At 71.2% G+C, this 19,911-nt stretch carries 19 protein-coding genes, 2 pseudogenes and 1 riboswitch; of the genes and pseudogenes, 13 read left to right on the top strand and 8 right to left on the bottom strand.

What is annotated here, in order from left to right; all coding sequences use genetic code 11:
• Window positions 1-26: 26 nt before the first annotated feature.
• A riboswitch (TPP riboswitch) is annotated at window positions 27-129 on the top strand.
• 69 nt (window positions 130-198) lie between these two features.
• From JKJ07_RS17875 to JKJ07_RS17855, 5 genes are all read left to right on the top strand, one after another.
• On the top strand, window positions 199-771 hold the full coding sequence (locus JKJ07_RS17875; protein WP_202992728.1) for an ECF transporter S component: 573 nt from the start codon (window positions 199-201) through the stop codon (window positions 769-771).
• Window positions 772-789: 18 nt separating this feature from the next.
• On the top strand, window positions 790-2,223 hold the full coding sequence (locus JKJ07_RS17870) for an ABC transporter ATP-binding protein (protein WP_202992727.1): 1,434 nt from the start codon (window positions 790-792) through the stop codon (window positions 2,221-2,223).
• Complete coding sequence (locus JKJ07_RS17865) at window positions 2,220-3,020, top strand: energy-coupling factor transporter transmembrane component T family protein (RefSeq protein ID WP_202992726.1); 801 nt, start codon at window positions 2,220-2,222, stop codon at window positions 3,018-3,020. Before JKJ07_RS17870 ends, JKJ07_RS17865 begins: the two co-directional genes overlap by 4 nt.
• Window positions 3,021-4,274: 1,254 nt before the next feature.
• Window positions 4,275-5,465, top strand: a complete 1,191-nt coding sequence (locus tag JKJ07_RS17860; RefSeq protein ID WP_438871415.1) for a sensor histidine kinase — start codon at window positions 4,275-4,277, stop codon at window positions 5,463-5,465.
• Between the two features lie 14 nt (window positions 5,466-5,479).
• The gene (locus JKJ07_RS17855; RefSeq protein WP_202992724.1) at window positions 5,480-6,130 is read left to right on the top strand and encodes a response regulator; all 651 of its coding nucleotides are present in this window, start codon (window positions 5,480-5,482) and stop codon (window positions 6,128-6,130) included.
• Here the strand turns inward: JKJ07_RS17855 and JKJ07_RS17850 are convergent.
• Together JKJ07_RS17850 and JKJ07_RS17845 are read right to left on the bottom strand one after the other, a co-directional pair.
• Window positions 6,127-6,870, bottom strand: coding sequence for an ABC transporter permease (locus JKJ07_RS17850; RefSeq protein WP_202992723.1), 744 nt, complete (start codon window positions 6,868-6,870; stop codon window positions 6,127-6,129). The genes JKJ07_RS17855 and JKJ07_RS17850 overlap by 4 nt on opposite strands.
• A 56-nt stretch (window positions 6,871-6,926) precedes the next feature.
• Window positions 6,927-7,571: pseudogene (locus JKJ07_RS17845) on the bottom strand (ABC transporter ATP-binding protein); the annotation flags it as partial.
• 98 nt (window positions 7,572-7,669) lie between these two features.
• Between JKJ07_RS17845 and JKJ07_RS17840 the strand changes: the two are divergent.
• From JKJ07_RS17840 to JKJ07_RS17830, 3 genes are read left to right on the top strand one after another with little or no spacing between them, the layout of a single operon-like run.
• On the top strand, window positions 7,670-9,445 hold the full coding sequence (locus tag JKJ07_RS17840) for a PHP domain-containing protein (protein ID WP_236029298.1): 1,776 nt from the start codon (window positions 7,670-7,672) through the stop codon (window positions 9,443-9,445).
• Window positions 9,442-9,915: a hypothetical protein gene (locus JKJ07_RS17835; protein WP_307834312.1), complete on the top strand. Its 474-nt coding sequence runs from the start codon at window positions 9,442-9,444 to the stop codon at window positions 9,913-9,915. Before JKJ07_RS17840 ends, JKJ07_RS17835 begins: the two co-directional genes overlap by 4 nt.
• 21 nt (window positions 9,916-9,936) lie before the next feature.
• Window positions 9,937-10,863 (top strand): methylenetetrahydrofolate reductase, encoded by a 927-nt coding sequence (locus tag JKJ07_RS17830; protein ID WP_307834311.1) that lies wholly within the window; start codon window positions 9,937-9,939, stop codon window positions 10,861-10,863.
• A gap of 1 nt (window position 10,864) precedes the next feature.
• Here JKJ07_RS17830 and JKJ07_RS17825 read toward each other — a convergent pair whose 3' ends face one another.
• A complete protein-coding gene (locus tag JKJ07_RS17825; protein WP_307834310.1) occupies window positions 10,865-11,740 on the bottom strand; it encodes an aldo/keto reductase in 876 nt (291 codons plus the stop codon).
• A gap of 125 nt (window positions 11,741-11,865) precedes the next feature.
• On the opposite strand from JKJ07_RS17825, the gene JKJ07_RS17820 reads away from it, so the two are divergent.
• The 3 genes from JKJ07_RS17820 to JKJ07_RS17810 all read left to right on the top strand — a co-directional run bounded on the left by JKJ07_RS17820 (window position 11,866) and on the right by JKJ07_RS17810 (window position 13,664).
• Complete coding sequence (locus JKJ07_RS17820; RefSeq protein WP_202992721.1) at window positions 11,866-12,534, top strand: NADPH-dependent F420 reductase; 669 nt, start codon at window positions 11,866-11,868, stop codon at window positions 12,532-12,534.
• Between the two features lie 135 nt (window positions 12,535-12,669).
• Window positions 12,670-12,963, top strand: a complete 294-nt coding sequence (locus JKJ07_RS17815) for an MTH1187 family thiamine-binding protein (protein ID WP_202992720.1) — start codon at window positions 12,670-12,672, stop codon at window positions 12,961-12,963.
• On the top strand, window positions 12,960-13,664 hold the full coding sequence (locus tag JKJ07_RS17810) for an HAD family hydrolase (protein WP_307834309.1): 705 nt from the start codon (window positions 12,960-12,962) through the stop codon (window positions 13,662-13,664). Before JKJ07_RS17815 ends, JKJ07_RS17810 begins: the two co-directional genes overlap by 4 nt.
• 52 nt (window positions 13,665-13,716) lie before the next feature.
• Here the strand turns inward: JKJ07_RS17810 and JKJ07_RS17805 are convergent, their stop codons facing one another.
• Genes JKJ07_RS17805 through recO form a run of 3 tightly spaced genes read right to left on the bottom strand, consistent with a single transcriptional unit; the run spans window position 13,717 to window position 15,846 of the window.
• The gene (locus JKJ07_RS17805) at window positions 13,717-14,232 is read right to left on the bottom strand and encodes a phosphoglycerate mutase family protein (protein WP_202992719.1); all 516 of its coding nucleotides are present in this window, start codon (window positions 14,230-14,232) and stop codon (window positions 13,717-13,719) included.
• Window positions 14,233-14,290: 58 nt separating this feature from the next.
• Entirely contained in the window at window positions 14,291-15,073 is a 783-nt protein-coding gene (locus tag JKJ07_RS17800) for an isoprenyl transferase (protein ID WP_202992718.1), read from the bottom strand.
• The gene (gene recO / locus JKJ07_RS17795; protein WP_202992717.1) at window positions 15,070-15,846 is read right to left on the bottom strand and encodes a DNA repair protein RecO; all 777 of its coding nucleotides are present in this window, start codon (window positions 15,844-15,846) and stop codon (window positions 15,070-15,072) included. Before recO ends, JKJ07_RS17800 begins: the two co-directional genes overlap by 4 nt.
• Before the next feature lie 140 nt (window positions 15,847-15,986).
• On the opposite strand from recO, the gene JKJ07_RS17790 reads away from it, so the two are divergent.
• Together JKJ07_RS17790 and JKJ07_RS17785 are read left to right on the top strand one after the other, a co-directional pair.
• On the top strand, window positions 15,987-16,775 hold the full coding sequence (locus JKJ07_RS17790; protein WP_202992716.1) for a DUF4097 family beta strand repeat-containing protein: 789 nt from the start codon (window positions 15,987-15,989) through the stop codon (window positions 16,773-16,775).
• Window positions 16,776-16,782: 7 nt separating this feature from the next.
• Window positions 16,783-17,538: a thioesterase family protein gene (locus tag JKJ07_RS17785; protein WP_202992715.1), complete on the top strand. Its 756-nt coding sequence runs from the start codon at window positions 16,783-16,785 to the stop codon at window positions 17,536-17,538.
• On the opposite strand, the gene JKJ07_RS17780 is transcribed toward JKJ07_RS17785, so the two are convergent.
• Window positions 17,535-18,626 (bottom strand): acyltransferase family protein, encoded by a 1,092-nt coding sequence (locus JKJ07_RS17780; protein WP_202992714.1) that lies wholly within the window; start codon window positions 18,624-18,626, stop codon window positions 17,535-17,537. The genes JKJ07_RS17785 and JKJ07_RS17780 overlap by 4 nt on opposite strands.
• Window positions 18,627-18,733: 107 nt before the next feature.
• A pseudogene (gene era, locus JKJ07_RS49940) lies at window positions 18,734-19,606 on the bottom strand (GTPase Era); the annotation flags it as partial.
• Window positions 19,607-19,911: the final 305 nt, after the last annotated feature.

Genomic DNA, 19,911 nt, shown 5'->3' with positions numbered 1-19,911 from the left:
GTGTTAAGTTCATCGAAACACAAAGGTTTTTCCGACAGGGGAGCGCACAGCGCTGAGAGTGCGGGCAACCGCAGACCCTCGCACCTGATCTGGGTAATGCCAGCGCAGGAAGTTCGGTCTTCTCCAGCCGCGCCGTGTCCGGGTTCGCGCCCGGCGGCGGCGTGCGTCTCCTCCCGGTACCCACTGGGAGGTTCTCACATGAACAACCGTTGGCGGACGATCGACATCGTCATAGCCTCGATCGTCGCCGTGGCCTTCGGCGTCATCTTCTGGGCCTGGGGCCTGCTCTACAACGGGCCGGCCGACGCCATCCCCCTGCCCGGCCGGGCCTTGCTCTACGGGGTCTGGCTGGTGCCGGCCGTGCTCGGCGCGCTGATCGTGCGCAAGCCCGGTGCCGCCTTCTACACGTTGTCGCTGGCCGCGCTGGTCTCGGTGGCGATCGGCACGAGCTGGGGCTGGACGATCGCCGTGCAGGGCCCGCTCGAGGCCCTCGGCGCCGAGCTGATCTTCGCGATCTTCGCCTACAGGGTGTACCGGCTGCCGGTCGCGCTGCTGGCCGGGGCGACCGCGGGCATCGTGGCCGCGATCTACGACGTCTTCGTCTGGTATCCGGACACGGCGTGGGGCTCCTTCCGCATCCCGTACGTGCTCCTCACCGCGGCATCGGCGCTGATCATCGCCGGGCTCGGCAGCGTGCTGCTGACCCGCGCGCTGGCCCAGACCGGCGTGCTCGACAGGTTCCCGGCGGGCCGTTCGCGCGCGCTCGTCTGATCTGGTGTCATTCAAGTTATGAGTGAGGTCGTCCTCCGCGGTTTCGGCTGGCGGCATGCGGGCCGCCGAGCCTGGGCCGTCCGCGAGGTCGACCTGCACATCGCGCACGGCGAGCGGGTGCTCCTGCTGGGTCCCTCCGGGGCCGGCAAGAGCACCCTGCTCGCGGCGCTGGCCGGCCTGCTCCCCGACGACTCGGGCGAGGCCGAGGGCACGATCGAGATCGACGGGCTCGACCCGCGCAAGGCCCGCGAGCAGGTCGGCATCGTCTTCCAGGACCCGCAGACCCAGCTCGTGATGGCCCGCAGCGGCGACGACGTGGCTTTCGGGCTGGAGAATCGCGGGGTGCCGGCCGCGCAGATCTGGCCGTGGGTCAGCGACGCGCTCGACCGGGTCGGCTTCCCCTACCCGATCACCCGCTCCACCAGCGCGCTCTCCGGCGGCGAGGCCCAGCGACTGGCCCTGGCCGGCGTGCTGGCGCTGCGGCCGGGCCTGCTGCTGCTCGACGAGCCGACAGCCAACCTCGATCCGGCCGGGGCCACCCTCGTACGGGAATCGCTCGGGCTGTTGCGCGACACCACCACGGTGCTGGTCGAGCATCGGGTGGCCGAGGCGTTGCCGCTGGTCGACCGGGTGGTGGTGCTCGAGCCGGGCGGCGGGATCCGGGCCGACGGCGCGCCCGAGATGGTGTTCGCGGCCTACGGCGACCGGCTCGCCGACGAGGGCGTGTGGGTCCCGGGTTTCACGATTCCGCCCCTCAAGTCGGCCACGGCGGCCACCCCTGACCTCGTACGGGGGGAAGGGGTCGGGCTGGCGCAACGGCTGGCCCCGGTGACGCTCGGGGTCGGTGCGGGCGAGGTGCTGGCGGTGACCGGGCCGAACGGGGCCGGCAAGTCGACGCTGGCGCTGCTGCTGGGCGGGCTGATGGCGCCGACGGCGGGGCGGATCACGGGTTTCGGCGACCGGCGCCCGCCGCACAAATGGCGCGCGGCCACGCTGACCGGCCGGATCGGCTCGGTCTTCCAAAACCCGGAACACCAGTTCGTCACGTCCAAGGTCGCCGACGAGCTGGCGGTCGGCCCGCGCCGGATGGGCCGCTCGGCCACCGCGATCGCGGCCACCGTGGCCGACCTGCTCGACCGGCTGCGCCTGACGAAGCTGGCCGGGGCGAATCCGTACACGCTCTCGGGCGGTGAGGCCCGCCGCCTGAGCGTGGCCACGGCGCTGGCCACCGCGCCGAGGCTGCTGGTGCTCGACGAGCCGACGTTCGGCCAGGACCGCAAGACGTGGATCGAGCTGGTCACCCTGCTGGCCACCCTGCGCGACGACGGCCACGGCATCCTGGCCGTCACCCACGACGACGACTTCGTGCAGACCGTGGCCGACCGCACGTTCGCCCTGGGCCAGGCTCGCCTGCGCGACCCCCTCCCCCGCCGCCGGCGGTCCCACCCATGAATCTCGCTTTGCAGCCGATCGCCAACCCCTCGGCGCCCCTGGCCCGGCGCAACCCGGTCGCCAAGCTGGCCGCGGCGATGCTGTTCTCGCTGCCGCTGCTGGCCACCCTCGACCCGCTCACCCCCGCGATCGCCCTGGCCATCGAGCTCGCCGTGGTGCCACTCTTCGGCGTCCGCTATTCGACGCTGGCCCGCCGGGCCTGGCCGGTGCTGGTCGCGTCGCTGGGCCTGCTGGTCACCATGGTCCTGTTCTCGGCCAACCGCACCGGCACGCTGCTGCTCGAACTGGGCCCGTTCGACGTGACGACCGGCGTGCTGATGTCGGCGCTGGGCCTGATCCTGCGCCTGTTCGCCGTGGCCGTCCCCGGCGTGCTGGTCTTCGCCACCACCGACCCCACCGACCTGGCCGACGCCCTGGTGCAAAACGCCAAGGCCCCCGCCCGCTTCGCCATCGGCGCGCTGGCCGCCTTCCGCCTGCTCCCCCTGCTCGGCACCGAATGGCAGATGCTCACCCTGGCCCGCCGAGCCCGCGGCATCGACGCCGGCCGCAACCCCATCACCGCCGTACGCCTCTTCGTCTCGACGGCCTTCGCCCTGCTGGTCGGAGCCCTCCGCCGCGGCGGCCGGCTAGCGGTGGCAATGGACGCCCGCGGCTTCGACTCGGGACTGCCCCGCACGTACGCCCGCCGCCAACTCTTCCGCACCGCCGACGCCGCCCTCATCGCCGCGGCCGTCACCCTCTCCGCTGCCACGCTGGGCGTAACGATCGCCCTCGGCCTGTTCCGCCCCGTCATCTGACCCGCCGCGCCCCGCCCCACCCGCGCCGCGACCCGGCTCCTGCTCGACCTCGGCCACCACCGCGCGACAACTCGCGCACCAATCGCTCACTTCAACCGCTCAGTCCAGCCGGCCCACGCCCAAAGCACTCACCCGACGCGCAGAACGAACACTCCAAATGCGACCCCGCCGGCCACGCCCGGAACTCGGCCCTGTCGCCCATTCCGCGCATCAAACGCTCACCCGAACGCCCATCCCGATCAGCCCACGCACTAAACGCTCACCCGAACATCCACCCCGGGCAGCCCCACGCACAAACGCTCACCCCGCGCACCAAACGCGCACCCGAACACCCACCCCGGGCAGCCCCACGCACAAACGCTCACCCCGCGCACTGAACGCTCACTCCGAACGCGACCCGGCCAGCCCACGCACGGAACTTGACCCTGTCGCCCATTCCGCGCAACAAACGCTCACCCGAAACGCCCATCCCGATCAGCCTGCGCACTAAACGCGCGCCCGAGCACCCATCCCGGGGCAGCCCCACTCACAGACGCCCACCCCGCGCACTGAATGCTCACTTCGCCCGCCCACCTGACCAGCCGAAGATCGAATAACGCTCGCCCCGATCGCCTTCATTTGGTCCGATCAGCGCGCACCGAACGCGCAGCTTCGACCGCTCACTCCGGGCCGCCTACACACAACGCTCAACGCAGCGATTACTTCGGCGTAGTGGGGGTGGGGGCCGCGTCGACTAAGCGCGCAGCTTCGACCACTCGTTGCGGGCCGCCTGCACACAACGCTGAACGCGGGGCTCACTTCGGCAATGGTGGAGGCGCGTCGACTGAACGCGTAGCTTCGACCACTTGCTCGGGGGCGCCTGCGCAGAACGCGCAACGTGCGGTTACTTACGGCAGTAGTAGGGGCGGGAGGCGCGTCGGCTGAGCGCGCGGCTTCGATCGGGCGCTGCGGGTGGTCTGCGCGCAGTGGTCGACGTGGGGTTACTTTCGGCAGTAGTGGGGGTGGGAGGTGCGTCGATAGCCTGGTCGGATGGGTGGGCGGCGGGAGTGGGCTGTTGACGGGGGTATAGCGGCGGTCCTGGTGGCACCGGTTCTGGCCAATCATGTGATGAGCGCGAACCTGATCGGGATTCTCGGGTCGCTCGTGGCCGGGGGCGTTCTCGCGGCGACCGTGCGGCGGTGGCCGATCGTGGGCTGGCTCGTTGTCGTTCTCGGGACGCTCGCGGACGGCAACTTCGTGTTCGCGTTGCCGGTCATGAGCTACCTCGTCGGGCTGCGCACTGAGCGGATTCGTGCGGTCGCGGCGGCGTTCGCGATCGTCGCCGCCGTTGGTACGGCGCTCAACTTCGCCGTGCTGGGGACGAGCCAGGCCGAATGGTTCTCGCTGGCGATGATGCTCGTCCTGCTCGGGGTCTTCCCGTGGCTGGCCGGCCGTTATCGCGCCCAGCAGACCCGGCTCGTCTCGGCCGGATGGGAGCGGGCGGCCCGCCTCGAGTCGGAACGGCGCATGGTGCGACTGCGCGAACGTGCGCGAATCGCTCAGGAGATGCACGACTCGCTCGGACACGAGCTGAGCCTGATCGCGCTTTCGGCCGGTGCGCTCGAGACGACGCCGGGCCTGGCCGAGAAGCAACGCCTGGCGGCGGGGCGGATCCGGGAGTCGGCCGCGACCGCCACCGACCAGCTGCGCGAGATCATCGGCGTGCTGCGCGAGGACGGGGAGGCGGCTCCGACGACGCAGGACGACCTCGGGGCGCTCATCGCGAAGTCGCGCGACGCCGGGATGTCGATCCTCGTGGCGACGTCGGGCGAACTGCCGAAGGGCGCCGAGCGGACGGCCTACCAGGTGGTGCGCGAGGGCCTGACCAACGCGAGCCGGCATGCGCCGGGGGCCACCGTACGGGTCACCCTGCGCGACGACGGCGATGTGTCGACGATTGCGGTTGTCAACGACGCACCGGACGAAGCGCGCGCGGCCGGGGGCACAGCGCGCCTGGGGCTGATGGGGCTGCGGGAACGCGTACGGCTGAAAGGCGGAAGTCTTCTCGCCGAGCCGACACCCGACGGGGGTTTTCGCACCGTGGCCGAGATCCCGCGGTCGGGCGAGCCGGTTCCGGAGGAGGCCGGCGAGACCGAGATGCGCCGCCGGGCCCGCCGCAGCCTCGCCGCCGCCGTGCTCACCCCGGCCGTGCTGGCGCTGGTCACCGCGCTCGGCTACTACCCGTTCGCGGTGGCCGGGTCGGTGCTGGAGGAGTCCGCTTTCGAGCGCATGCGCATCGGTACGCCGCGCGCCGAACTGGCCGGGGTGCTGCCGTCGCGGGAGGCGGCGGGCGACAAGGCGGCGGGGTGCGAGCTCTACAGCGACGGCAACTTCCCGATGGCCGACGCCGCCTACCGGTTGTGCTTCACCGACGCCCGCCTGACCAGCAAGGAACGACTCAAGTGAGCGAAGGTGCGCGGGTGAGTGTCAGGGTGCTGGTGGCCGATGACGAGGCGATGATCCGGGCGGGGATCCGGGCGATCCTCGACAACGACGACGGGATCGACGTCGTCGGGGAGGCCGGGGACGGGGTCGAGGCGGTCGAGCTGGTGCGGCGGCACCGGCCCGAGGTGGTGCTGCTCGACATCCGGATGCCGCGGCAGGACGGGTTGTCGGCGGCGGCCGAGATCCGGCGGCTGGTTCCGGAGTGCGGGGTGCTCGTGCTGACCACGTTCGGCGAGGACGAATACATCGTGCGGGCCATCGCGGCGGGGGCGGCCGGGTTTCTGCTCAAGTCGAGCGACCCGCGTGAGCTGACCGCGGGAATCCGGGCCGTGGCGGCGGGCGCGGCCTACCTGTCACCGCGGGTGGCGCACCGGGTCATCACCGACCTGGCCGGCCCTCGACTGGGCTCGGGGGCCGCCGCCCGGTCCAAGGTGGACGTCCTGACCGATCGTGAGCGCGAGGTGCTCGCCCTGATCGGGGAGGGACTGTCCAATGCGGAGATCGGGCGGCGGCTCTTCCTCGTCGAGGGCACGGTCAAGGCGTACGTGAGCAGCGTGCTGAGCCGTCTCGGCGTCCGCAACCGCGTGCAGGCGGCGATCGTCGCGTACGAGGCCGGACTGGTCTAGGCGTCACGCCGCTGCAGGACGGCACGGCCCGCGAGGACCGCCGCGATCGCCCACGCCGACACGATCGCGAGGCCGACGAGCGGCGAGTCGCCCTCCAGGAAGTGGTTGCCCGCGACGCCGGGCATGGCGTCGGCCACGGCGTTGAGGACGGCGATGTCCGGCACCTGGAGCAGCGGCGGCACCACGACGATCAGCAGCAGCAGGACGACCAGGGTGAGCACCGGGCCGCGCAACGCCGCGCCGAGACCGACCGCCAGGATGCCGAGCACGGCCAGGTAGAGGCCGATCTTCAGGCTCTGGGTGAGGACGCCGGCCGAGGTGCCCAGGTCGTCCAGCAGCGGGCGGGCGACCAGCGAGCCCAGCAGGCCGGCGACCACGCCCGTCACGAACGTCACGGCGGCCACCACCGCGCATTTGGCGAGCAGGAGCCGGCCGCGGGCGGGCACCCAGGTCAGCGACGACCGGATCGTGCCGGTGGAGAACTCGCTGGTCATGGCCAGCATCGCCAGCGCCAGGAAGGCCAGTTGCGCGAAGCTGAGCGCGAGCACGGCGATGCTCCCGGCCGGCACCAGGCCGTCGCGGAAGACGCTCGCGGGCAGGTCGCCGTTCCCGGCGTAGAGCGCGTACTGGCCGGCGCCCGCGGCCATCAGCACCAGGGCCGACAGCAGGGCCCACCAGACCGTACGGGTGGTCCACAGCTTGGTCCATTCGGCGCCGATCGCCGCTCGGAGCCGGGTCATGACAGCACGCTCCCGTCGGTCAGCTGGTAGTAGGCGTCCTCGAGCGAGGCGTGCCCGGCGACGATCTCGGCCAGCGGCGCGTCCGCGAGCAGCCGGCCGCGGCCGATCACGATCAGGTGGTCGGCGGTCACCTGCATCTCGCTGAGCAGGTGGCTCGAGACGAACACCGTGCGCCCCTCGGCGGCGAGCCCGCGCATCAGGCCGCGGATCCATCGCACACCGTCCGGGTCGAGGCCGTTGACCGGCTCGTCGAGGACGACCACGGGCGGGTCGCCCAGCAGCGCGCCGGCGATCCCGAGCCGCTGGCGCATGCCCATCGAGTAGGCGCCGGCCCGCTTACGGGCGGATCCGCCCAGCCCGGCCAGCTCCAGCACCTCGTCCACCCGGCGTACGGGAATCGCATTGCTCCTGGCCATGGCGAGCAGGTGATTGCGCCCGGTGCGCCCCGGATGCACCGCCCCCGCCTCGAGCAGCGCGCCGACGTGGCGCAGGGGCCACTCGTACGCGGAATAGGATCGTCCATCGAGGAGCGCGCGCCCGGACGTCGGCCGGTCCAGGTCGAGGATCATCCGCATGGTCGTCGACTTGCCGGCGCCGTTGGGCCCGAGGAAGCCGGTGACCCGGCCCGGCCGGATCTCGACGTCGAGCCCGTCGACGGCCACCGTGGCGCCGAACCGCTTCGTCAGTTTCTCCAGTGTCATCAACACGCTGAGAGACGCTAGATGCGCAGGTGGTGCTCGCGCCCGACCCGAACGGCAGCCGCCCGTACTGACGAAAGTAAGGCTTGGTACATGCACTGTTGATCTATCGCGACGAATGTGTGCCCGAGTACGCATGCATCCATCTGTGGGAGATCACCGATATGGGTCACGGTCACGACCATCATCACGACCACGCGCACGAGTCCGCCGGCGGCGACGTTCCCGCGGCTCTCGACCTGAGCATCCCGGACAGCGAACTGTCGCCGTCCGACGTCTCGCGGCGTGGCTTCCTTCGCGGCGCGGGCCTGCTCGGCGCGGGCGCTGCCGCCTCTGTGCTGGCCACCCCGACCGCCGCTCAGGCCGCGGGTCTGCCGCACAGCCACGGCCCGGCCGGTGGCGGCACCGACAAGGGCGGGTTCACCTGGCTCGCCGGCGACCACCACATCCACACGCAGTACAGCTCGGACGCCCAGTACCGGGTGATCGACCAGGCCAAGCACGGCCGCGCGTTCGGTCTCGACTGGGTCGTCATCACCGACCACGGCAGCGTCGCGCACGCCAAGATCGGCGTGGAGAAGGTGAACCCGGACATCCGGGCCACCCGCGAGGAGCTCAAGGACCTGCTCACGTTCCAGGGCCTGGAGTGGAACATCCCGGCCGCCGAGCACGCGACCGTCTTCGTGGCCCCGAGCAAGCACGAGGTCGAGGTTCTCAAGCAGTTCGAGAACAACTACGACGGCAACCTGCTGCCCACCACCAACACCCCGGAGCAGAACGAGGCCGCCGCGATCGCCGGCATCAAGTTCCTCGGCTCCCAGGTGCGGGCCCGCAAGGTCGAGGCCGCCCTGTTCCTGGCCAACCACCCGGCCCGGCGCGGCATCGACTCGCCGCACGAGATCCGCAACTGGCGCGACGCCGACCCGTCGGTCGCCGTCGGCTTCGAGGGCGCGCCCGGCCACCAGGCCGCCGGCATCCCCGCCCCGAACGGCCGGGGCGGCGCGCGCGGCTACTACGACAACAACCCGTCGGCCGCCTCGTTCCCGGGCTACCCGCCGGAGAGCTACCGCACTTGGGGTGGCTTCGACTGGATGACGTCGACCGTCGGCGGCCTCTGGGACAGCCTGCTCGCCGAGGGCAAGGCCTGGTGGATCACGGTCAACTCGGACTCGCACGTCAACTACCTGGACCAGTCGGACCGGGGCCCGGGCAGCGACTTCGAGGCCAACGGCAAATACAACGACCCGGTCTACACCGGCAAGACGCTGACCACGGCGGGTGACTTCTGGCCCGGCTTCTACGGCCGCACCAACGTCGGCGCGTCGTCGTGGGGCTACAAGCAGGTCATGGACGGCCTGCGCGCCGGCCGCGTCTGGGTCGACCACGGCCGCCTGATCAAGGGCCTGGACGCCCGGGTCCGGGTCGGCGGGGACCGCCGCTGGTCGTCCGGCACCCCGCTCGGCGGCGTGCTGCACGTCAAGCGTGGCACCTCGACCGAGATCACCCTCGACATCGACCTGCAGGACGTGCCGAACTGGGCGCAGTTCATCCCGGTGCTCAAGCGCGTCGACGTCATCGTCGGCACGGTCACCGGCCCGGTCGCCGACAAGGACGCCTTCACCGCCCCCAACACCAAGGTGGTCAAGTCGTTCGAGGTCAGCAAGACGTCGGGCAAGCTGTCGCTGACCTACTCGTTCGGCCGACTCGACAAGCCGTTCTACGTGCGCGTCCGCGGCACCGACGCCAAGCGCACCCAGGCCGGCCTGATGGGCGCCGCGGTCGACCCGGTGGGCCCGAAGCTCGACGTGCTCGGCGACGCCGACCCGTGGGGCGACCTGTGGTTCTACACCAACCCGATCTGGGTCCTTCCCAAGTGACCTTGACGGGGGTCAGCTTCGGTCACCGGCAGGTGGCCGAAGCCGACCACTGGATCCTCGCGCTGGATCCGGCGCCCTCCCTTGCCTGTACGCACCTGGTGCAGACGCCGTTCCCGCACGTCGCGATCAGCGTGACGTCGTCCCGGTCCTACGAGACGGCGGATGATCTTCAAGAGGGCGCCGACGCCGCCGCGACGGGGAAGTTCGGGCGAGCCGTGATCTTCCCGGGCTCGGCGGATCTGACCGGTCGGCTCACGGTTGCCGAGCTGCTCGAGCGCACCGCGATCGACCGGGTCGAGGTGCTCGGCTCGGGCGTGGCCGACGACGACGCCGTCGTGGACACCCGCGATTTCGTACGCCCCCAGTACCGCGGCGGCGATCTCGTGCTGGTGACCATGCCGGCCGCCGGCGGGGTGCTCGTGCCGTTCGAAACGCGGGATCCGACCCCCTGCTGCGCCGACCACAAGTAGGCCCTTCTCTACGCTGGGCCCGTGTCACGTAACTCGCTGCAGTCGAAAATCGCCGAAGCACAGGGCGGGGTGATGCTCTTCAGCATCACTCCGCCTCGCCGCGCCACCGCCCCCGAGCGGGTCAAGGAGATAGCCGAGGTCACCGTGCGCCGCCTGGCCGGCCTCGATCTCGACGGCCTGATCCTCTACGACATCGACGACGAGTCGGACCGCAATCCCGACGAGCGCCCGTTCCCCTATCTGCCGACGCTCGACCCGGCGTCGTTCCACACCGACCACCTCGGCGACTGGGACAAGCCCACGATCGTCTACCGCAGCGTCGGCAAATACACCGAGCAGGATCTGCGCGGCTGGCTGTCCACAGCCACCGACGGGGTTCTCACTGTGCTCGTCGGCTCGTCGTCGGGCGCCAAGCCCGTCCGGACGTCGTTGCGCCGCGCGCAGCAACTGCACCGCGAGGTGAGCCCGGGCCTGCCGCTGGGCGCCGTGGTGATCGGCGAGCGGCACGCTCGTCACGGCGACGAGCACCTGCGCATGCTGACCAAACAGGAGCGCGGCTGCACGTTCTTCGTCTCGCAGGTGATCTATGACTTGAACGAGACGAAGAACCTGGTCTCCGACTATTTCTACGCCTGCCGCGAGGCGGAGATCACGCCCCGCCCGCTCATCTTCACGCTCTCGGTCTGCGGCTCCCCGAAGACCCTCGAATTCCTGGCCTGGCTGGGCGTCGAGGTGCCCCCGTGGCTGGCCACCGAGCTGCGCGAATCCGCCGACCCGCTGGCCGATTCCCGCCGCGAATGCCTGGCCATCGCCCGCGACCTCAAGGCCTATTGCGAGCGCCTCGGCATGCCGTACGGCTTCAATGTGGAAAGCGTGTCGATCCGCAAGGCCGAGATCGAGGCCTCCACCGCATTGGCCCGCGACGTCTGCACGCTGCTCCGCTCATAACTCATTCGAGCCGGGCCAACTCCTCGGCGGTCAGTTTCAGCGCACCGGCGGCGATGTTCTGCTCCAGATGGGCCTCGTCGCCGGTGCCGGGAATGGCGAGAACGTTCTCGCCCTGATGAAGCGTCCACGCCAGACGAATCTGATGCGGGGTCACCCCACGCGCCTCGGCCAGGCTGTTCACGGCGGCGTCGGTCACGGCCGTGGCGCCGTCCTCGCGGCTGGGGCCGGCGATGGCGAAGAAAGGCACAAAGGCGATTCCCCGTACGGCCAATGCCCGCGGGAGGTCATCATCGCGGCGCAGGTCGAGGGCGTAGCTGTTCTGGACGCACACGACCGGTGCGATCGCCGAAGCCTCGTCCACGTGCGCCGGCGTCGCGTTGGACAGGCCCAGATGCCGGATCAGGCCCTCGTCGCGCAGGGCGGCCAGGGCCGCGAACCGGTCGGCGATCGGGCCGTCGCGCCGGGTCAGGCGCAGGTTGACCAGGTCGAGCCGGTCCACGCCGAGGCGGCGGAGGTTCTCCTCGACCTGGGCCCGCAGTCGCGCGGGGGTCTCGGCGGTCTCGAACTCGCCCGACGGCAGGATTCCCGGGCCCACCTTCGTGGCGAGGAACAGGCGGGGATCGTACGGGGAAAGGGCTTCTCGGATGAGCTCGGTGGCGAACCTGGCCGCGCCGGTGCCGACCCCGAGAATGCCGCCGGGGGAAACGTAGAAAGCGGCGGTGTCGATGTGGTTGACGCCCAACTCGACCGCCCGGCGCAGCACGCGCACGGCCACGCTCCGGTCGGGACGGGGCGTGAGCCGCATCGAGCCGAAACCCATCCGGTTGACGACCTGATCGCCGAGGGTCCACGTGCCGGCTGCTTCTGCGGTAATCACGGCGCGAACGCTAGTGCCGTCGCTGGCCACGGGCACTCCGCCGCCTGCCCGATACCGGTTTATACGTGTCGTTGCTAACTTGTAAATCACGGAATCCCGTTGTTCCCGGCCGGGTTGTCGCGGTCATGACGACGATCGGTTTTATCGGAAGCGGGAACATCGGCGGCACGGTGGCACGGCTCGCGGTCGCGGCCGGTTACGACGTGGTGGTCAGCAATTCCCGCGGGCCCGAGACCCTGCAGGAATTCGTGGGCGAGCTGGGGCCGAAGGCGCGCGCGGCCACCGCGACCGAGGCTGCCGCGGCCGGTGACCTGGTGGTGGTGAGCGTGCCGTTCAAGGCGCACCCGCAGCTGCCGGTGGGCGAGCTGGCCGGCAAGGTCGTGCTCGACACGAACAACTACTACCCGGAGCGGGACGGGCAGTTCGCGGCGATCGACAAGGGCGAGCTGACCAGCGCCGAGGTCGAGCAGCGGGCGCTCGGTTCGGCTCAGGTCGTGAAGGTCTTCAACAACATCTGGTCGGGTCACCTCGGTGCCCTGGCCCAGCCGAGCGGCGCCGCCGATCGTTCGGCCCTGCCGATCGCCGGGGACGACGCGGCCGCCAAGCAGAGGGTGACGGAGTTCCTCGACACGATCGGTTACGACGCGGTGGACGCCGGCACGCTCGCGGACAGCTGGCGGCAGGAGCCGGGCACCCCGGTCTACGGCCCGCCCTACGGCTCGTACGGCGAACTGCCCGGCACCCCGGCCCCGGCGGCGACGATCCGCGAGGCCCTGGACGCGGCGAAACGCTGAGAGCGCGATCCGCTTTCACGTTCACTCTGCGTACGCGTCGGCGTCGTCACCAGGGGGAACGCGACCTGAGAGCGCTCTCGCGGCCGTTGTCCACAGGCTTGCCTTCGTACGGGGAGGGCCTGCGACGATGGGCGGGTGCTGGTTGCTTTCTCTGTGACACCCCTCGGGGTGGGTGATTCCGTCGGCGATCTGGTCGCCGAGGCGGTGCGTGTGGTGCGTGCCTCCGGGCTGCCCCATCGCACCGACGCCATGTTCACCACGGTCGAGGGCGAATGGGACGAGGTGATGGCCGTCGTCAAGGCGGCCGTCGACGCGGTGGCGGCCAAGGCGCCGCGGGTCAGCGTCTCGATCAAGGCGGACGTGCGCCCCGGGGTGACCGGGGCGCTCACCGCCAAGGTGGAGCACATCGAGCGGGTGTTGCGCGAGTGAGACGCCTGGTGATGTGGGACATCGACTACACGCTGCTGCGGGCCGGCGGCGCGGCCACCGTTGCCTGGCGGGCGGCCTTCGCCGAGCTGACCGGGGTGCCCTGGCGGGCGACGCCGAACTTCGGCGGGCGTACGGACATGGACATCTGCGCCGAGGTCTTCGCGACGCACGGGATCACCGACTGCACGCCCGAGCGGTTCTTCCTGCGCTACGTGGCCGAGGTGGAGCGCGTCAAACACCTGTTCGCCGAGGAGGGTGCGCTGATGCCGGGCGTCCGCGAGGTGCTGGCCCGCCTCGGTGACGACCCGCAGGTCGTGCAGACGCTGGTCACCGGAAACGTGCCCGAGGTGGCGGCGGCCAAGGTCGCGGCGTTCGGGCTCAGCGACGCGTTCGACGCCGGGGTCGGCGGCTACGGCACCGACGACAGCGTGCGCGCCACCCTGGTGCGGCGCAGCCTGGAACGGGCCGAGGCCAAATACGGCGAACGGTTCGATCCCGTCGTCATCGGCGACACCGAGCACGACGTGACGGCGGCGCTGGCGAACGGCGCCTTCGCCGTGGCCGTGGCGACGGGCCGGACCAAGATGGCCGACCTCGTGCTGGCGGGCGCCCACGCCGTGCTGCCCGACCTCTCCGACGTCGACGCGGCCGTCCGCATCCTCACCACCGATGGCCTGACCGCCTCCACACCGCCGGCCTGACCGCTCCTGTATCGCCCGCCCGCTTGCGTCTTTATCTTTACCGCCGGCCCGCTTACGGCACGCTGAGCTCCGGCGGGAAGCCTGTCCAGCGCAGCTCGGGCGGCAAGTGGGAAACGTCGTTGAAGACCAGCGGCGTCGCCCCCGGCCGGCCCGGCCGCCACTGCAGCACGGTGACGCCGGTGTTGCAGGAGTTGAGGCCGAGCCAGCGCTCGGGCGGCGACTGGAGCGCGGCCCGCAGGAACCAGCCGATCTGGAAGTTGTGCGTGATGCAGAGCTCGTCGGCCGCCGGGTTCGCGAACCGGGCCACCATCGCCTCGGCGGCCGCGGGATCCTCCGACGGCTCGGAGTCGTCGAGCTCCGCGGCGACCTCGACCGGCACGCCGGGCAGGGCCGCGGCGACGATCTCGGCCGTCTCGACGGCGCGGGCCAGCGGGCTGTGGCTGATCCGGGTGAGGCCGGCGTTGATCAGCCGCTGCCCCAGCAGCTCGGCCTGACGCCGTCCGGCCGCGGTCAGCCCCGACTCGTCGATAGTCGCCTCGGCGTGCCGGGCCAGCCAAAGCCGTCTCACGTTGAGCTCCGCGGGCCACGGCCGGCCCCGGGCCGCTGGCCGCGGGCGGCTGGCCGGCTCATGTCGGGCTCACCGGGTTGGGGATCGCGCCGCCGAAGCGCCGGTCGCGGCTCGCATACAGCTCGCAGGCATACCACAGGTGGCGGCGGTCGAAGTCGGGCCACAGGGTGTCGAGGAAGACCATCTCCGCGTACGCCGACTGCCAGAGCAGGAAGTTCGACGTGCGCTGCTCGCCCGACGGCCGCAGGAACAGATCGACCGCGGGCACCTCGGGGTGATACAGGTATTTCTCGATCGTCTTCTCGTTGACCCGGTCGGCCTTGAGCTTGCCCGCCGCGACGTCGCGCGCGATCGCGGCCGTGGCGTCGGCGATCTCGGCCTGGCCGCCGTAGTTGACGCAGAACTGCAGGGTCAGCGTCTTGTTGTGCTTCGACATCTCCTGCGCCGTCTCGAGCTCGGAGATCACGCTCTTCCACAGCCGGCCCCGGCGCCCCGACCACACCACCCGCACGCCCAGGTCGACCAGCTGGTCGCGGCGGCGGCGGATCACGTCGCGGTTGAAGCCCATGAGGAAGCGCACCTCCTCGGGCGAGCGCTTCCAGTTCTCGGTGGAGAACGCATATGCCGAGAGGTAGGGGATGCCCAGCTCGATGGCGCCCTCGATGGTGTCGAACAGCGAGAACTCGCCCTGCTCGTGCCCCTTGGTGCGGGACAGCCCGCGCTCCTTGGCCCAGCGGCCGTTGCCGTCCATGACCATCGCCACATGCTTGGGCAGCGCCGCCTTGGGCAGCTCGGGCGGGGTCGCGCCGGACAGGTGCGGGGTGGGCGGACGCGGCGTCATGGGTTCTCCCGTCGATCGACCAGCGGGAGCGAGCGCAGCGCCCGCTCCATGTGCCATTGCAGGTGGGCGGCGACCAGGCCGCTGCACTCGCGGCGCACCGGCGGCTCGCTCGCGTCGGCCACGACCCAGTCGCCCACGGTCAGCGCGTTCATCAGGCCGAGCGTGGCCGGGGCCGGGTGGGCCGCGCCGGGCGGGCGGCAGTCGGGGCAGACCGCGCCGCCGGCCGGCACCGAGAAGGCGGCATGCTGGCCGGCCGTGCCGCAGACCGCGCACTCGGCGATCGCGGGCGCCCAGCCGGCCGTGGCCATCGCGCGCAGCAGATAGGCGTCGAGCACCAGGCTGCTCGAGTGCTCGCCGATCGACAGCGCCTTCAGCGCGCCCAGGGTGAGCTGGAACAACCGCAGCGAGGGCTCGCGCTCGACCGGGGTGAGCCGCTCGGCGGTCTCGGCGATCGCGCTGGCCGCCGTGTAGCGCGGATAGTCGGTGAGGAACTGCTTGCCGTAGAGCGCGACCGCCTCGACCTGGCTCACCGAATGCAGCGAGCTGCCCACCCCCTCGGGCGAGCCGGCGAGCTGCAGGTCGATGTGGCCGAACGGCTCGAGCCGGGCCCCGAAGCGCGACGACGTGCGCCGGACGCCGCGGGCCACCGCCCGCAGCCGGCCGTGGCGGCGGGTGAGCAATGTGATGATGCGGTCGCTCTCGCCGAGCTTCTGCACACGCAGCACGACCGCGTCGTCGCGGTAGAGGTGGCGGCGGTATCCGGCGGCTGGCACCCCGTCATTCTGCCCCCTGGGTGCGACAAGACCGGCTTCCGGGTACGGCCGACCCTGAGCCGGTCTCAGGGTCATCTCGGGGGTCGGTCAGTGACAGGACCGATGGTGCCCGCACCGGGCCGGGTCATAGCGTCATCACCATGACCGCGACACTCGCCCGGCGCGCCGGAGTCATCACCCTGATCGCCGCCACGGCGGCCGCGACCCTGACGGGGTGTGCCGGAGTGATCGGGGCCCGGATGACCTTCGACGACACCGAGAAGACCAAGATCACCGAGATCCGGCTCGACGGTGGCGCCGGCAACGTCGCGATCCGCACCGCCGACGTGACCGAGACGAACATCAAGCGCATCATCCGGCGCAGCACCAGCGACCCCGGCGAGTCCTACCGCCTCGACGGCAGCAAGCTGCTCATCGACAGCTCCTGCGGGCACGACTGCTTCGTGTCGTACGAGATCGTGGCTCCGGCCGGCGTGAAGGTGAGCGGCGAGTTCCGGTCGGGCGACATCTCGCTCGAGGCCGTGGGCGACACCGACGTCAAGATGACCTCGGGCGACGTCAACGTCATGGACCCGGCCGGCAAGGTCAAGATCAGGGCCGGCTCGGGCGACATGCGGGTGATGAACGCCAAGAGCGCCGTCGACATCCAGTCCACGTCCGGCGACATCAACGTGATCGACTCGGCCGGCCCGCTGACCCTCAAGGTCACCTCGGGCGACATCAGCGCGGGGCTTAGCGCGCCGGCCTCGGTGACGGCCCAGACGACCAGCGGCGACGTGCAGGTGCGGGTGCCCACGGGCAGCTATCGGATCGAGACCCGCACCGGCTCGGGCGACGCCAACGTCAGCGGCCTGGTCAGCGACCCCGACGCCAAGAACGTGCTCAATCTGCGCACCGCCAGTGGGGACGCGATGGTCAGCGCGGCATGATCGGGGCATGAGCTTCTATCTGCCCCTCGGCGACGACCAGTTCCGGCCCACCCGCTCGACCGAGAGCCCGTGGGACACCGAGATGCAGCACGGCGGCCCGCCCGCCGCGCTTCTCGGCCGGCTGCTCGCGGTCGAGGGGCAGCGGCTGGCGCGCATCTCGGTCGACTTCCTCGGCCCGATCCCGCGCCGCGACTTGCGGGTCGAGGTCTCCCCGCTCAAGCCGGGCCGGCTGACGACGCTGAACGAGGCCCGCATGGTGATCGACGGCCGGGTCGCGGTGACCGCCCGCGCCTGGCATCTCGCCCCCGGCCCGACCCCGCCGGTGACGACCCCGGCCGACCACGCCGACCCGCTGCCCGAGGGCGAGAACGTCTTCCCCGGCATGGCGGAGTGGGGCTACGGGCTGGCCACCGAGTGGCGGGTGTCGAAGGGCGAGCTGGGCCGGGCCGACAGCGAGACCCACGTCTGGACCCGGGTGCGGATGCCGCTGATCGACGGTCACGAGCTCGACGGCCAGGACCGGGCGCTGATCGTGGCCGACTCGGCGAACGGGCTGTCGGCGGTGCTGCCGATGGACAAGTGGCTCTCGATTCCGCCGACCATGACCACCACGCTGCTGCGCCCGGCCGCAGGCGAGTGGGTGCACCTGGCCTGCCGGACGGCGCTCAGCGACGACGGGCTGGGGCTGACGTCGGGCGAGCTCTACGACTTCGACGGCGCGATCGGGCAGGTCTCGCAGCCCCTCGTCGTGCGGGCCCGCTAGGAGGTGGTGGCGCGGGGCCGCGTGAGGTCGCCGGCGCCCGCGGGGGCCGGGGAGACGGGCGCGACGCGGCGGGTGCGGCCCGGGATCAGCGTGGGGCGGCGGCCGGCCGAGATGTCCTCGACCCAGCCCACGGCCAGCACCACCAGGCCCAGCAGCGCGGCCACCACGGCCAGCCGCCACGAGATGCCGACCCAGCCCTGCACGGGCAGGCCGGTCGCCTCGGCCAGGCGGACCACGGCGATGATCAGCGGGACGTGCCACAGATAGATCGTGAGCGCCCGGGCGTTGAGCACGGTGAGGATCCGGCGCGGGGCGACCTGCGGGGAGACGCCCAGCACGACCAGGATGAACGCGGCCGACCAGAGGGCGTTGGCCAGCGGGATGTCGTTGAGGTCGAGCCCGCGCGGGCCGGGATGGGTCAGCGCCCAGGCCGCACCGGTCGCGGCGAAGACCCCGGCGATCCACCAGCGGTAGCGGGCCAGCGCCGCGCCGCGACCGGTGGCGGCCGCCGCGGGCTGCGCGGGCCGGCGGCGGGCCAGCAATCCGTCGTGGTGGGCGAAGCCGAGCAGCCAGGCCGCGCCGTAGAGGGCCAGGTCACGCACGATCACCGGCGGGGTCAGGCCGGCGAAGGTGATCACGGCCAGGGCCCCGTACGGGAAAGCCAGGGTGGTCAGCGGGAACCGGCGGAACAGGGGCAGGAGCAGCGGCGAGAGCAGGACGAACCACAGGAAATCGCGCAAATACCACATCGCGGCGAGGCCCTGGAGCCAGAAGCCCTCGGCGGGCGGATCGACGATCGGGAACGCCCACAGCAGCACCTGCCAGTCCCACGCCATGCCGACCGCGAGCATCGTGGGGACGGCGACCGCGGCCAGCACCCACAGCGCCGGCAGCAGGCGGTGAAGCCGGCGCTCGACCGCGAACGGGCCGTAACGGTCGAGCGACGCCGCCATCATCGAACCGGCCAGCGCGAACATCACCGACATGGCCGGGAAGACGATCGTGAGGGCCGCCCAGCCGGTCGAGTGATAGACCACGACCCGGACGGTTGCGACTGCTCGCAGCAGATCCAGGTACCGGTTGCGCATGGAACTCGTTGTTACCCAGTCCGAACTAAACCCGCAAACCAGCGTGAATTATCCCATAATCGACGCATTACCAGGTTTAAATTCTCGCCACCTGCATTCGCGAATGATCAAAAACCGAGCTTACGCAGCTGACGGGGGTCACGCTGCCACTCTTTCGCTACCCGGACATGAAGATCGAGATACACCCGGGTGCCCAGCAATTGTTCGATCTCCGCACGGGCGCGACTGCCGACCTCTTTCAACCTGACGCCGCGCGACCCGATCACGATCGACTTCTGGCTGTCGCGCTCCACATAGAGATCGGCATAGATCTTGGTGAGGCCGCCCTCGACCATCATCTCCTCGACGAGCACCGCGATCGAATGCGGCAGCTCGTCGCGCACCCCCTCGAGCGCCGACTCGCGGATCAGCTCGGCGATCAGCACCTGCTCGGGCTCGTCGGTCAGCACGTCGTCCGGGTAGAGCTGCGGCGACTCCGGCAGATGCTTGACCAGCACATCGACCAGCGTCTGGACCTGATGCCCGGAGACCGCGCTCACCGGCACGATCTCGGCGAAGTCGTAGAGCTCGCTGACGGCCAGCAGATGCTTGGCCAGCGTGCCCGGGTCGACCAGGTCGACCTTCGTCACCACCGCGATCACGGTCGCCTTGAGCTCGGCCAGCTCGGACGAGATGAACCGGTCGCCCCGCCCCACCGGCTCGTCGGCCGGGAAGCAGACCCCGATCACGTCGGTCTCGCTCCACACCTCGCGCACCAGATCGTTGAGCCGCTCGCCCAGCAACGTGCGGGGCCGGTGCAGACCCGGCGTGTCGACCAGCACGAGCTGCGCGTTCTCGCGATGCACGATGCCCCGGATGACGTGCCGGGTCGTTTGCGGCTTGTTCGACGTGATAGCGATCTTCTGTCCGATGATCGCGTTGGTCAGCGTGCTCTTGCCGGCATTCGGCCGCCCGACAAAACACGCGAATCCCGCGCGATAAACGTCATCCTGAACAACCCGCCCCGCCTCACGGTGACGATGAGTGCGCGCCGTCCCATTCCCATTTCCCGTACGCGGCGTGACTCCCTCACCGGATGCGTCCCGTGCGGCGCCCTTCGCGCGCCCGTCGCGCCCCCGCTCCCCACCGGCCCGCGGCTTGCGCCCCGGCTCACTCGCGCTTGGGAAGCCGGCCGCCCGACCGCGACCCTGCCCATCCCCGGCCCCGCCGCGCCCACCGGCACCGCTCCGCGCCCCGGCCCCGGCACTCCGACCACCACCGGCTCCACCGCGCCCGCCGCCGGCTG

The sequence above is a fragment of the Paractinoplanes lichenicola genome (genome assembly GCF_016785085.1).
Taxonomy (GTDB): Bacteria; Actinomycetota; Actinomycetes; order Mycobacteriales; family Micromonosporaceae; genus Actinoplanes; species Actinoplanes lichenicola.
This window is presented reverse-complemented; position numbering and strand designations above follow the sequence as displayed.